The sequence below is a fragment of the Winogradskyella wandonensis genome (genome assembly GCF_004346845.1).
In the GTDB taxonomy this organism is placed as follows: domain Bacteria; phylum Bacteroidota; class Bacteroidia; order Flavobacteriales; family Flavobacteriaceae; genus Winogradskyella; species Winogradskyella wandonensis.
On the sequence record NZ_SMGI01000001.1, the window covers coordinates 338671 to 352443 of the forward strand.

The 13773-nt window shown below is 33.5% G+C and carries 13 protein-coding genes; 12 read left to right on the plus strand and 1 reads right to left on the minus strand.

Features of this window, described 5'->3' with window-relative positions; all coding sequences use genetic code 11:
• Positions 1-475: 475 nt before the first annotated feature.
• The gene (locus DFQ05_RS01565; protein ID WP_132702885.1) at positions 476-1222 is read right to left on the minus strand and encodes a hypothetical protein; all 747 of its coding nucleotides are present in this window, start codon (positions 1220-1222) and stop codon (positions 476-478) included.
• A 552-nt stretch (positions 1223-1774) separates the two neighbouring features.
• Between DFQ05_RS01565 and DFQ05_RS13585 the strand changes: the two genes are divergently transcribed.
• The 12 genes from DFQ05_RS13585 (at position 1775) to DFQ05_RS01620 (ending at position 13759) form a co-directional block, all read left to right on the plus strand.
• Positions 1775-1948: a hypothetical protein gene (locus tag DFQ05_RS13585; RefSeq protein ID WP_158281882.1), complete on the plus strand. Its 174-nt coding sequence runs from the start codon at positions 1775-1777 to the stop codon at positions 1946-1948.
• Between the two features lie 641 nt (positions 1949-2589).
• Positions 2590-3435, plus strand: coding sequence for an ABC transporter permease (locus DFQ05_RS01570; RefSeq protein ID WP_132702887.1), 846 nt, complete (start codon positions 2590-2592; stop codon positions 3433-3435).
• A gap of 9 nt (positions 3436-3444) precedes the next feature.
• Positions 3445-4680, plus strand: a complete 1236-nt coding sequence (locus tag DFQ05_RS01575; protein WP_132702889.1) for an ABC transporter ATP-binding protein — start codon at positions 3445-3447, stop codon at positions 4678-4680.
• Positions 4677-5558, plus strand: a complete 882-nt coding sequence (locus tag DFQ05_RS01580; RefSeq protein ID WP_132702891.1) for a class I SAM-dependent methyltransferase — start codon at positions 4677-4679, stop codon at positions 5556-5558. The genes DFQ05_RS01575 and DFQ05_RS01580 overlap by 4 nt, the downstream gene beginning before the upstream one ends.
• The gene (locus DFQ05_RS01585; protein WP_132702893.1) at positions 5555-6757 is read left to right on the plus strand and encodes a polysaccharide pyruvyl transferase family protein; all 1203 of its coding nucleotides are present in this window, start codon (positions 5555-5557) and stop codon (positions 6755-6757) included. Before DFQ05_RS01580 ends, DFQ05_RS01585 begins: the two co-directional genes overlap by 4 nt.
• Positions 6753-7634, plus strand: a complete 882-nt coding sequence (locus tag DFQ05_RS01590) for an N-acetylneuraminate synthase family protein (RefSeq protein WP_422398647.1) — start codon at positions 6753-6755, stop codon at positions 7632-7634. Before DFQ05_RS01585 ends, DFQ05_RS01590 begins: the two co-directional genes overlap by 5 nt.
• A gap of 1 nt (position 7635) precedes the next feature.
• On the plus strand, positions 7636-8781 hold the full coding sequence (locus DFQ05_RS01595) for an acylneuraminate cytidylyltransferase (protein WP_132702897.1): 1146 nt from the start codon (positions 7636-7638) through the stop codon (positions 8779-8781).
• A gap of 1 nt (position 8782) precedes the next feature.
• A complete protein-coding gene (locus tag DFQ05_RS01600) occupies positions 8783-9817 on the plus strand; it encodes a polysialyltransferase family glycosyltransferase (protein ID WP_132702899.1) in 1035 nt (344 codons plus the stop codon).
• 61 nt (positions 9818-9878) lie between these two features.
• Positions 9879-10664 (plus strand): class I SAM-dependent methyltransferase, encoded by a 786-nt coding sequence (locus DFQ05_RS01605; RefSeq protein ID WP_132702901.1) that lies wholly within the window; start codon positions 9879-9881, stop codon positions 10662-10664.
• Entirely contained in the window at positions 10657-11733 is a 1077-nt protein-coding gene (locus tag DFQ05_RS01610; RefSeq protein ID WP_132702903.1) for a glycoside hydrolase family 99-like domain-containing protein, read from the plus strand. The genes DFQ05_RS01605 and DFQ05_RS01610 overlap by 8 nt, the downstream gene beginning before the upstream one ends.
• Positions 11730-12650 carry a glycosyltransferase family 2 protein gene (locus DFQ05_RS01615; RefSeq protein ID WP_132702905.1) on the plus strand — a complete coding sequence of 307 codons (921 nt, stop codon included), beginning with the start codon at positions 11730-11732 and terminating at the stop codon, positions 12648-12650. The genes DFQ05_RS01610 and DFQ05_RS01615 overlap by 4 nt, the downstream gene beginning before the upstream one ends.
• Positions 12647-13759 carry a glycosyltransferase family 4 protein gene (locus tag DFQ05_RS01620; protein ID WP_132702907.1) on the plus strand — a complete coding sequence of 371 codons (1113 nt, stop codon included), beginning with the start codon at positions 12647-12649 and terminating at the stop codon, positions 13757-13759. Before DFQ05_RS01615 ends, DFQ05_RS01620 begins: the two co-directional genes overlap by 4 nt.
• Positions 13760-13773 lie beyond the last annotated feature (14 nt).

Below are 13773 nucleotides of genomic sequence, written 5' to 3' on the forward strand. Positions count from 1 at the left end.
TTAGATTTTTAGCTGTTAAGTCGTTTAGTTGTTATTTGTTGTTTTGCTTCTCGATAGTTCTGCTGAGTTTGCCGAAGTACATTATGAGGCTAAGGTCGGAATGCTCGAAGTGACGGTGATTTAGGTGTTAGATTGTGGGTGTTAGTTACTTTGATACGAATTACACGAATTACACAAATCACACGAAGTGACGGTTGTTTAGTCGTTAAGTTATTTAGGTGTTAGGTGTTGGGTGTTGGTTGTTTCGATTTTTAGATTGTTAGATTTTTGGATTTTTTGATGTTCAGTCGTTAAGTCGTTTAGCTGTTCAGTTGTTATTTGTTGTTTTGCTTCTCGATAGTTCTGCTGAGCTTTCCGAAGTACATTTTGACGCTGCGGTAGGAATACTCGAAGTGACGGTTGTTTACATATAAAAAAAGCGATTACGTTCTATTGTGTTTGTAATCGCTTTTTTACTTTGCTAATGGTGTAGCTTTTATATGACCTCTAATAATTTTAAGGCATTAAATGCACCATTGTTTAATGGGTATTGTGCACCATTTAATTCTTGGAAAAACGCTACTTTTAGAAAGTAAAAGGATAATCCAGAGCCTGTAGCTACCGCTGGTGTCAATGTTACTGTTTGCACCGTAGTATCTATTGGAATATTTACCGTATTACTTATTTCTAAGCTTTTTTCTCCAGTATCTAAATCTAGATTTAGCATCGCACCATAGAAGCTTACATGTGTAGCTCCTGTTGGTTTTGCAATTTGCTGGCTAGGATTTAGATTTACTAAGGTGATTACTCCAGTGGCTGTGTCTAGATTAATATCTGTAAATAAGATACTATCTATAGTTGCTCTTAGATTAAATTCAAAATCCTTTAGCAGTTCCTTACCTGCTGTGGTTTGCAGTCCAATACTTGCTTGACGTTGCCCTCTTACTGAGGTGGTGTCTAGATTTTTTAGCTGAGTCATCACTTTTGTTACTCGACTTGTGACCTTGGCATCTTTTGCATCGAATAGTAATGGTGTGATGGCTTGTCGGAACGTTTTGCCCGCTGAGGCACTGTATCCAAATTCGGCATTATTCTCCCGAGTTCTTGCAAATGCAGGGTCGTTTTTAATTCGGTTTTTAGATACGCCGCCTTTTTGGCGTACCAAGTAACCGTCTTCACTTTTGTAGAAGGTAATATCGTCTAGAGTTCCTTCAATTTTTAATAGGCTTTTTAACTTTGCCATAATTCTAAATTTTTATGATAGCTAGGCTATCGTTATACTTAATCTTTTGAATTTCTCACTTTACTTAGTTCGCGACCTAAGTCTTGCTTCATAATTCGATGATAAAAGTAGCTTGATGTATTATGGCATTTTGAAAAGTTATTGTTTTAGTACTTAATTCACGTGATTTTATTGGTTTTTAGTCGTTATTATCGATATCTATTATTTTTTAGTGCTTTTTGCTTTTTTTTAATGATTACTATTACATGATTATCTTTGTTTATATAGTATATATAGGGTATCTATGGCTTTAGTATAGGAATGTTTAGAGGCTTTTTATTAGTGTTTTTCTAACAAAGTCTTGAAAGGCCCATTTTTAAAAGAAAAATTGCAATAATCTAAAAATTAAATAATTGATAATCAATGATTTATATTTCACCTTAACAATTTAGTTGTTAATTAGTTGTTGAAATGTGGCAAGGGTTTTTTAGCTAAATCTCATAATTCATTATTAGTTTTGGGTTTTTAAGCTATAACATGCTGTATCCGTTGTTTTTACATACCAAAGATGTGATGATTACTCACCAAGTGAGTGAGGCTACCGCACGTGGTATTATTAAGGATATTAATGCGCATTATAAGCTTCCAAAACGACCTTATGTTTCATTAAAGTGTTATTGTGAATATTACATGTTAGATAAAGCTGATGTCGTGGCCTGTTTAAATGCTGAGCTTAGAGCGTCATGAATAGTCTTAGATTTTTTAGATGGTTGGATTGTTAGATTGCTGGATAACTAGATACTTAGATGACTAGATGTTTAGACAGTTATATGGTTGGATTGCTTCTCGGCAGTAACTAAGACAAAAAAGAATCAAATTGTTATGCTGAGCGTGTCGAAGCGGCTTGGTGATGTTAAACATTAAATTAAGATTAGTTGTTTGGACATGAATTTCATTAATAACACGAAAGGACGGATGTTAAGTTGTTCAGTCGTTTAGGCGTCAAGTTGTTTAGGTGTTTATCTATTGAGTGATGGATTCTATTTCCTTAGACACGAATTTCACGAAAGGACGGTTGTTTAGTTATTAGTAGTTAAGTTGTTTAGGCATTTAGTTGTTTAGATGTTCTAAATTGAGTGTTGGTTGTTGGGTGCTTCTCGATACAATTTGCTCGTACCTCACAAATCACTCGAAGCGACGATTGTTAAGCTGTTTAGCTGTTTGGTATTGGATTTCGTTATTTAATGTAGTTTCGGCCTAACTTACGACAAGGCAAGCAAGCTCAGCAGAACTATCGAAAACTTGTTAATTACCTGTTATAACTTCTTTAGCGTTGGTTTTGGAGCGTACATTAAATTAGTATATTAGCGACACAACCATGATTGTTGATGGCCCTGGAATCACGCACTTATCAGAAAGAAAACAACACAAATATTCTTAAGCTTTTAAAACAAAGCTTGTCAGATATTTACAGCTCACGATTTCTGGCCAGACAGTTGGCAGAACGTGATATTAAAGCCCAATACCGGCAATCGTATTTTGGTATTTTTTGGGCTTTTATAACACCATTAGCAACCGCATTAGTGTGGATTGTATTAAATAGTTCTGGTACGGTTAAATTATCGGATACCGGCATTCCGTATCCCGTTTATGCATTCTCAGGAACGTTGATTTGGTCTATTATTGTAGCATCGATTAACTCGCCAATGCAGAGTACTAATGCCGCTAGAGGTATACTTACAAAGATTAATTTTCCTAAGGAGGCATTAATCGTATCTGGTATCTACAAGTTGTTATTTAATAGTGCCGTAAAAGTTCTCATTCTTTTAATTTTCGTTTTTGTGTACGGTGTTGGTTTTCATTGGACACTTTTATTGGTGCCTTTGGCGCTATTTGCTGCTATTTTATTTGGTACGGTCATAGGCTTGTTAATTACACCCTTAGGCCTATTGTACAAAGACATTGGTAAACTCATTAGTTTTAGTATGCAGTTTTTAATGTACGCCACACCAGTCGTTTATGCCATACCTAAAGATGGTCTTATGAAAACGATTATGACTTGGAATCCTATAACACCTATAGTATTAACCACTAGAGATTTAATTGTGGGATTTCATCCAGAGCATATCACGTATTTTATTAGTGTTACGCTTTTATGTTTACCATTATTAGCTATAGGTTTAGTATTTTATAGACTAGCCATACCTATCATCGTAGAGCGTTTAAGTGCCTAAAGTATAGCCATGAACCAATTAGATAACGACATATTAATTAGTGTAGAAGGCTTAAGCAAAAAGTTTTGCAAAGACTTAAAAACTAGCCTGTGGTACGGCATCAAGGATTTGTTTTTAGGCGTTACTGGTAACAGAAATAATAGAGAACTACGTCCTAAGGAATTTTGGGCTTTAAAAGATATTAATTTTCAGTTGCGTCGTGGCGAATGCTTAGGGCTTATAGGCCATAATGGTGCAGGCAAATCTACGTTGTTAAAAATTTTAAATGGGTTAATTAACCCCGATGCCGGCAAGGTGACTATAAAAGGGCGTGTAGGCGCACTGATAGAATTAGGTGCTGGTTTTAATCCTATACTTACTGGGCGCGAAAATATTTATAATAACGGTGCTGTTTTAGGGTTTACACGAAACGAAATAGAGAATAAGATTGAAGAGATTATCGATTTTTCGGAGATTAGAGAGTTTATAGATATGCCCGTGCAAAATTACAGTTCTGGGATGAAGGTGCGCTTGGGTTTTGCCATAGCGGCACAAATGGAACCCGATGTTTTAATTGTTGACGAGGTGCTGGCTGTGGGAGATGTAGGCTTTCGAATAAAATGTTTAAATAGAATATCAGAATTACTCAATAAATGCGCCGTAATTTTGGTCTCTCATTCGATGCCGCAAATAGCTCGAATATGTACAAATGGAATACTTTTAGATAAAGGTAAAACAAGTTTATTAACTAATGATGTAGGTTTACTTGTAGAAAAGTATTATGTCACTTTTGAAGATAATTATAAGTCTAACGAAATCAATCCTTTTGGCATTACCATAAAGGATTTCAATGTTAATGGAAGAAGTATTAAAGAAAATGCAACATTAAACTTGAAACATGGCGAAGACATCATTTTAAGCTTTAAGTTTGTTTGTCCATCAGATATTGAGAATTTTTCTGTGCATTTACCAATAACCGATGATCAGATGATTCATGTAGCTCTAACATCTTCTTTAATGAATTTAGGACTTACTAAAAATAATAATCAATTGGTTTCGGTGGACTGCAAAGTACCATGTCTTTTTACTAATGGAAGATTTTATTTAGGACTGACAATAATTGAAACTAATATTAATGAAAATCAATACACTATTGGAAAAACTTTATTTAAAAAAGAAAACTATATTAAGTTCTTTGTAAAGGAATCACCACTAACAACATCAGTTCCTGTCTTGTTAAATTCTAATTTTGTTATTAAGAAATGAATACCTGCCCACTTTGTGAGTCTGATAAAAATGAATTGCTATATACCAATTCAAGAGGCAATAAGTATCTAGAAAATTATGTTTGTTGCAACTGTGGTTTTGTCTACACATGGCCACGAATATCAAATCAAGAAGTTGAAAGATTGTATTCTGATGGTGACTTTTCTAAAGAGGCTCGAAAATCCTCTGTTCCAGACTTAGCAAAGTTTAAACAAACTGAACAGTATGCCTTAGAGCGAATACATCATTTAGAAACGAAAATTCCTGACTTTTTTTCTAAAGTTCATAGTTGCGTTGAAATTGGTTGTGGCGCAGGAAGTTTTCTTTGGCTTCTAAAATCTAGAGGACAAAAAGTTTTAGGAATAGAGCCAGACGTTGATTATGTGCAGGTAGTGAAGAAACGTTATAAAATTCCGATTGAGACAGTTATGTTTCAAGATTATGATAATACAGAACTGTTTGATTTTATATGTAATTTTCATGTTATAGAGCACATAATCAATCCGCGAGCATTCGTCAAAGAAATTTATAATCGTTTAAAAGATGAAGGTTTTCTCTATATAGAGTGTCCAACTATAGATAATATATATACAGGAAGTTTAGATACATTTTTTTGGGATGTGCATGTTAATACGTTTTCCAATAATACATTACCATGGTTATTGGAAAGTGAAGGGTTTTCTATTAAAGAGATATTTATGAATAGGGGTTTTGTTTCTATCATTGCAAAGAAAGGAACTCAAGTAAAATTTAAAAGTGATGATAAGGACAGGATTATAGGTATAGTAAAGAGCTTCGCTCCAAAACCAAAGAAAATTAGTTTTTCTAAAAGAATTGAAACTAAAATAAAAAATGTTATAAAAAGTGTACTAGAATGAAAAACACTGTGAAAAAGTATTTAAAAAGAATATATCGTCATTTTTTTAGAAAACCAAAATCTAAGAAGGAGCAAAAGAGTATTATATTACCGAAAATCTTAAATGAATCTTCAAAAAAATCTTTAAATAAAATTGTTCATATTTCAGCATTTAGTTATGGAAATGCAGGGGACACCTTACTTCCGTTAGCATTGCAAAATACTTGGGATACTGTATTACCAACAATAGATTGGAATAATAAACAGATATATCCTAAGGTAAATAATTCTCTAGTCAATGAAATAAACAATTCTAAGGGTGTTGTAATTGGTGGTGGTGGACTATTCTTAAAAGACACAAATGCAAACAAAATCAGTGGTTGGCAATTGCCTTGTTCTATAGAGATGCTAAACAATATAAAAGTCCCCATTGTTCTAAGTGCCGTTGGATATAATCGTTTTAGAGGTCAAGACGATTTTGAGCCTTATTTTAAAGAAAATATTACAGCATTTGCAGAGAAATCGGTTTATTTAGGGTTACGTAATACGGGAAGCATAGAGGCTTTAAAAAATTATATTCCTGAGCAATTTCATCATAAAATACGTTTTCAACCATGTATGACCACTTTCATTTCAGAGCTATATCCAAAAATCACTGATTACAACAATAAGGAGGATTTTGTAGCTATTAATACAGCTTTTGACAGGTCGCATTTTAGGTTCGGAGAGAACATAGGAGATATCCTTTCAGCTACCGCAAAAGTTTTAAAAGAGATTTCTCAAAAATTTCCTTTAAAGTTTTACTCTCATATGCCATCAGACGAAGCTTTTCTACCATTTCTTCAAAGTTATGAGGTTGATTATGAACTTATAAAACTTAATAAGGTTCATCCAAAAAACATTATTTTAGAATATGCCAAACCAAAATTAGTGATTGGCATGCGCGGTCACGCACAAATGATTCCTTTTGGGTGTAAAACACCAATAGTATCAATTGTTTCGCATAATAAATTGCAATGGTTTTTGGATGATATAGGTAGGCCTGAATGGGGAGTGGATGTGTTATCAGATGCTTATGAAAAAGATTTAAGAGAGAGAGTTTTTTCTGCTTTAGCGAATACAGAAAATGAAATGGCTTATATATCTTCAAAACAAAAAGAATTATTTGCAACGTCTATAAACAATGTAAATGATGCCCTTTTAAAAATGCAATTAAATTAATGATATGAAAACACCAAAAATAATAGCTGAGATAGGTGCAAACCATAAGGGCAATATGGATATCGCCAAAGAATTAATACAGACTGCTGCTATTTTCTGTAAGGTAAATGTTGCAAAATTTCAAAAAAGGCATAATAAAGAGTTGTTATCTGAGGCGGAGTATAAGGCGCCTCATCCAAACCCGCATAATTCTTACGGAGATACTTATGGCGCACATCGCGAATTTTTGGAATTAGATTTAGATCAACACAAAGAGCTAAAAAAGTGGTGTGAAGGTTTAGGAGTTGAGTATTCAACGTCTGTTTGGGACGTTACTTCAGCCAAAGAGATAACTTCGATTAATCCCAAGCTAATAAAAATTCCATCTGCATGTAATCTTAATAAAAAGCTATTGGACTATTTGGCAGATAATTTTGAAGGTGAAATACATCTTTCGTTTGGGATGACCACACAAGAAGAGGAGGAAAAAATAGTTTCATTTTTTGAGCAAAAGCAGCGCGCAAAGGACTTAGTTGTTTATAGCTGTACATCGGGATACCCAGTGCCATTTGAAGATATATGTTTGTTAGAAATTAAGCGCTTACAGAATCAGTTTTCTCATAGAGTGAAATCTTTAGGGTTTTCTGGACATCATTTAGGAATAGCCGTAGACTCAGCTGCTGTTGCACTTGGTGCAGAATGGATAGAGCGTCACTTTACTTTAGATAGAACTTGGAAAGGAACTGATCACGCAGCTTCACTAGAACCAGATGGTATGCGTAAATTAGTACGGGATAGTAATGCGGTTTATAGGGCACTTAGTTACAAGAAACAAGAGGTTTTGGATATAGAAAAAGTACAAAGAAACAAACTTAAAAGTAACCAAATAAAATGGTAAGATGGGAGTAATTGCTTTTATACCTGCGCGAGGTGGTAGTAAATCCATTCCATTAAAGAACATTAAAGACTTTTGTGGTAAGCCTTTAATATATTGGACTATCTTGGCTTTAGAAGTTACACCTAAAGTAGATAAAATAGTTATTGCAACAGATTCTGATGCAATTGCCGAAACGGTTCTTAGTTTTGATTTTTCTAAAATTGAAATTTACAGGAGGTCAGTTAAAAACTCACAAGACACATCAACTACAGAAAGTGTAATGCTTGAGTATCTTGAAAAAATAAATCTAGAACCTGACTCTATCTTTATGCTCGTTCAGGCTACTTCGCCTCTTACTACTGAAACGAATTTCACAAAAGCCTTGCAAAAATATAAAGAGGAAAGATATGATTCTTTATTGAGTGTGGTTAGAGTAAAGCGTTTCTTTTGGTATGGAGATGGTACACCAAAAAATTACGACTACAAAAAGCGTCCTAGACGTCAAGATTTCTCAGGTGAATTTATGGAAAATGGAGCATTTTACATTAATACTGTTGGTGGTGTATTAAAACATAAAAACAGATTGAGTGGCAAAATTGGTTTGTTTCAAATGCCTGAACATACAGCTGTTGAGATAGATGAGTCGGACGATTGGAAAGTCGCTGAACAAATGATGTATAAATATGTTCTTAAACAAAACAATAAAAAAATAAAATTATTCGCTACTGACGTCGATGGTGTTCTTACCGACGCTGGAATGTACTATTCAGAAACAGGAGATGAATTAAAAAAATTTAATACTCGAGATGGAAAAGGTTTTGAATTATTACGTCATGCAGGAATTAAAACAGCCATTATTACTTCTGAGAATACTAAGATAGTTGAACGACGAGCAGACAAACTCCAGGTGGATTATTTGTATCAAGGACAGCAACATGCAGGAAAACTTCAAGCTTTAATGGAAATTTGCAAAAAGGAAAACATTACTTTAGACGAAGTGGCATATATAGGTGATGATATCAATTGTTTCGAGACATTGAGTAAAGTTGGGTGGGCAGCCTGTCCAAGAGATGCAATAGATATTGTTAAGTCCATTCCACATATACTAATAATGAATAGAAAAGGAGGTGAAGGCTGTGTAAGAGAGTTTGTGGAGAAATTCATTTGATATGGATATTGTAGCAATTAACGGAACTTGGCAGACCATATCTTTTTTGAACTTTTTCTTGGGTCATACAGAAAACGAACGTCAAATTTGTGATATCGTTCTCTATGAGATGGATAAAAACCTTAAGGATAATTGCATCAACATATTGTCTAACTATGATTTTATAAATAGCGTCGTTGCTTTTGAAGATTTAAAAAGCTTGAAAGCTAATGAATATGAAAATCTTTGGATAGGAAAATTATTTTCTGCCCAATCTAAGATTATCGCAGATTTTTTTAAAAATATTCCCATCTTATTATTTGAAGAAGGGTTGCATTCTTATGTTCCAATGCGCAAATTTTCAATTATCAATTTGCTATCTAGGAAAAACACAATTATCCAGAAACTAAATACAATAATTAAATATATTTTTAATAGAAATGATTTAATCTATGATAACAATTATTTTGTACTAAGTGAACATAAGAATAGAATAAGGAACAGGCACTTTTTGCTATCATTTGTTAAATCTGATTTTGAGCATGATATAGTTTACAATGACCATTTGATAAGTGTTTTAGAAGTAGTTTCTAAGGTAGAGAAGTTTAAATTAGAGAGAATTGAAAATAAAAAAACTGTTGTCATTGTTGGACAATGCTTCTCAAATTATAATTTAATTGGCAAGAATTTTGAACTGAATGTCTATCTAAAACTGATTGACTATTATTTAGGTAGAAAATATGTGGTATATTGGAAAGGTCATCCAAGAAATACAGATTTTGATGATGAAATCAAAAAAAACTATAATAGTAGGGTAAATTTCATTCCAAAGAATTCTTTGCCTCTAGAATGCCTAATATATGCTAATCCTGAAATTGAGTTGTGTGGTATATCATCGTCATCACTTTTATATAGTGAATATATATTCCAAAGAACAACCAAGCAAGCTGCAACGTTATTAATTAATAACTTAAATAAGAATAGCATATGGTATGACGATTTCAAGTTTATGCTATCAATGGTAATTAATAAAGTATCTGGGGTATGCACAATTTAATGTATAATAGATTTGCTTTTGTATCACAACTTGAGTTATTAATTATGTCCAATGTCATAACATGATAAAAAAGCTTAAATCAAAAATAAAAGCTAAAATAAAGACCATATACGAAAACCGTATTGGCACATTCTTTTTTAGACAAAATGGGTTTTGTCCTTGCTGTGAGAAAGAAGTCGACTTTATTGCAAGACATCATTGGTTGCGCGACCATTTTAAGTGTAATAATTGTGGTTCCATTCCACGAGAGCGTGCTTTAATGGACATTATTAATACATATTATCCAAACTGGAAAGCCTTGTATATTCATGAATCTTCACCAGGTGATAGAGGTCATAGTTTAACGCTAAAAAAACACGCTAAACATTATATGGCATCTCAATATTATCCTGGAAAAACTCTAGGTTATACTGTAGATGGATTTAAAAATGAAGATTTAGAAAATCAGACATTTAAAGATGAAACTTTCGATTTGGTCATTACCTCAGATGTCATGGAGCACATTTATGAGCCAGATAAAGCGTTTAAAGAAATACATCGCACCTTAAAACCAGGAGGCGCCCATATTTTTTCTGTACCTATAATTAACAAACATAAACCATCGGAGCGTTGGGCTACTAAAAACCCTGATGGCAGTCCCAATTTTTTATTAGAACCAGAATGGCATGGAAATCCAGTAGATGCCAAAGGTTCTCCAGTCACTTTTCATTGGGGTTATGATATAAAAAGTTTTATAGAAAAACACACAGGCGGTGAATGTGAAATCGTCTATTTAGATGATTTATCTAAAGGCATACGCGCAGAATATATCGAAATAGTTATACAAAAAAAGACTCTTAATGCCTAAACTAAGACCTATAGCATTTGTTTTACCTCAATTTCATCCTATACCAGAAAATGATAAGTGGTGGGGCAAAGGCTTTACAGAATGGACTAATGTAAAAAAGGCAAAACCATTGTTTAAAGGGCATTACCAACCACATGTTCCGGCAGATTTAGGTTACTATGATTTAAGAGAGCCAGAAGCTCGACTAGCTCAAGCCCAATTAGCACAAAAATACGGAATCCATGGCTTTTGCTATTACCATTATTGGTTCAACGGAAAGCGACTTTTAAACTATCCGATTGATGAAATATTAAGGTTGCAAGAACCCAATATGCCTTTTATGTTATGTTGGGCGAATGAAAACTGGACACGACGATGGGACGGCTTAGACCAAGATATTCTCATAGAACAAAATTATAATTTTGAAGATGATAAAAACCATATGCGTTGGCTCTGTTCAAACGTTTTTAAGGATAAAAGATACATTAGAGTAGATAATAAGCCTGTTTTTGTGGTTTACAGACATCAATTGTTTCCAGATATTAGTAAAACTGCTAAAATCTGGCGAGATATCGCTGTAAATGAGTTTGGCTATGATGGGTTGTATTTATGCATTACAGAGAGTTTTAATGACCGGTCTAATCCTGAAAGTATAAATTTTGATGCGGCTGTCGAATTCTCGCCACATCAAGTCATCAGAAATCATTTAACTCCAAGTATAAGTCAAAGAATACTGAGCAGATTGGGTTTTACAAAGCATAAAGATTTGGACAAAAGAGATTTCAAGACTGGAGTTGAAGAATCATTAAAAAGGAGAATGCCAAAATATAAACTTTTTAGATGTGTAACACCTTCTTGGGATAACACGGCTAGAAAAAAGGAGAATGGAGTAATAGCTATTGGTAGTAATCCAAAATTATACTATAAATGGTTAAATAGATTAGTTAAGGCATTTAAACCTTATTCAAGAGATGAAAACTTTATTTTTATTAACGCTTTAAATGAATGGGCAGAGGGTAATCACTTAGAACCTTGTAAAAAGTATGGTACCGCCTATTTTGAAGCTACAAAAAAAGCTCTAGACTCATGAGGCCTGTAGTCTCAATAATCATCCCAAATTACAATCACAAGCCGTTTTTGCAACAGCGTTTAGACACGGTTTTTAGCCAAACTTATCAAGATTTTGAGGTTATCCTTTTAGACGATGCGTCTACCGATGGTAGTGAAACCCTATTGAACTCTTATAAAAATCATCCTAAGGTATCTCATGTAATCATTAATAAAGAAAACTCTGGTAGTCCTTTTAAGCAATGGGAAAAAGGACTAAAACTAGCGCAAGGTGATTTTGTTTGGATTGCAGAGAGTGATGATTATTGTGAGCTTGATTTTTTAGAACATATGATAGGTTTTATGAGCCGCAATACATCAATTGGGCTATTGTATTGCCAAACAACCGATGTAGATAAAGATGGCATAATGCTCCAAAACAGAATTAATTACACAAGTACTTTTAAGCCTAATTTATGGAAAGATGATTTTTCTATTGAGGGGTTAGAATTTGTATCAAAATATTTGAGTGTTAAAAATGTTATCCCTAATGCTAGTGCCGTTGTTTTTAGAAAAAAGTATATGCAAGCAACTATTTTTTCAGAAGATCTGCTAAACATGCGCATGTGCGGCGATTGGTTTTTTTGGACGCAACTTGCATTAAATACAAACGTGGGATTTTTGGCTAAGAGCATGAATTATTTTAGAAATCATGAAAGCATAAGTCGAAATCATTTAGACTTAAAAACAAAAAAAGAACGCTTGTTAGAAGAGGGAATCATTCAGTATTACATAAAAAAAGAAGGATTGAATAACCACGTAGCTGAAATTGAGCTTTATAAAAAATGGTTTGTTTTACATTCATTTTTCTTAATATTTAATCCAGCTTTTTACAACATAAAGTTCTCTGAAACTAGTACATTTAGTTTTTTAAAGCATTATTTTAAATTCAAGTTTTGAACATAGCAATTTTTTCACCAAGTAAAAATCCGTATTCTGAGACCTTTATTCAGGCACATAAAAATAATCTCAAAGGAGACGTTTTTTATTATTATGGTTCTAAAGGACACATGCAATTAGAAGGTGTTAATCGTTTAGTTTCAAAATTGAGCTTATTGCGTTTTCGTATTATCCGCAAACTAAGAAAGCATCCATTTTCTTATATACGTGAACAATCGGTGCTGGCATCTTTAAAAAAGAATAGTATTGCTGTTGTTTTAGTAGAGTATGGCACACACGCCTATAATCTACAAAGCCTCTTAAAATCTAGCGGATTGCCAGTTATCGTTCATTTTCATGGCTATGACGCCAGTGTGAAAACCGTTATAGAACAATGTAATTTTTATAAAGAGGTTTTTCAAATAGCAACAAAGGTGGTAGCTGTTTCAAAAAAAATGGAACATATCTTATTAGAGATGGGATGTCCAGAAAACAAGTTAGTTTATAATGTTTATGGTCCTGATTCTAAATTTGAAACTGTACAGCCAAAATTTACAAAAAAGCAATTTATTGGTATTGGTCGTTTTACGGATAAGAAGGCACCATATTACACTGTTATGGCGTTTAAAGGTGTAATAAAAAAACACCCTGATGCCAAGTTATTATTAGCGGGTGACGGTAGTTTATTGAATATGTGTCAAAATCTAGTTAGTTACTATGGGCTTGAAAAACATGTTGAGTTTTTAGGTGTTATTAAACCCGATTTGTATCGTAAAATACTATCAGAGTCTATAGCTTTTGTGCAACATTCTATTACTGCCCTAAATGGTGATATGGAAGGTACACCAGTTGCCATTTTAGAGGCTAGTATGGCAGGCATACCCATTATCTCTACAAACCATGCTGGTATTTCAGATGTAGTAGTTCATAACAAAACAGGTTTGTTAGGTGAAGAGCACGACGTAGAGCGTATGTCTAAGCATATGCTAAAGCTATTAGATGACGAAGATTATGCAAAAGAAATGGGTGCAGCTGGTAAAGCGCATGCCTTAGAAAATTTCAGTATGATGCGGCATATACAAACATTACAAAATATTTTGGAGTGTGCTACAAAAGATTTTAGATTATAATTCTTCATTGTATA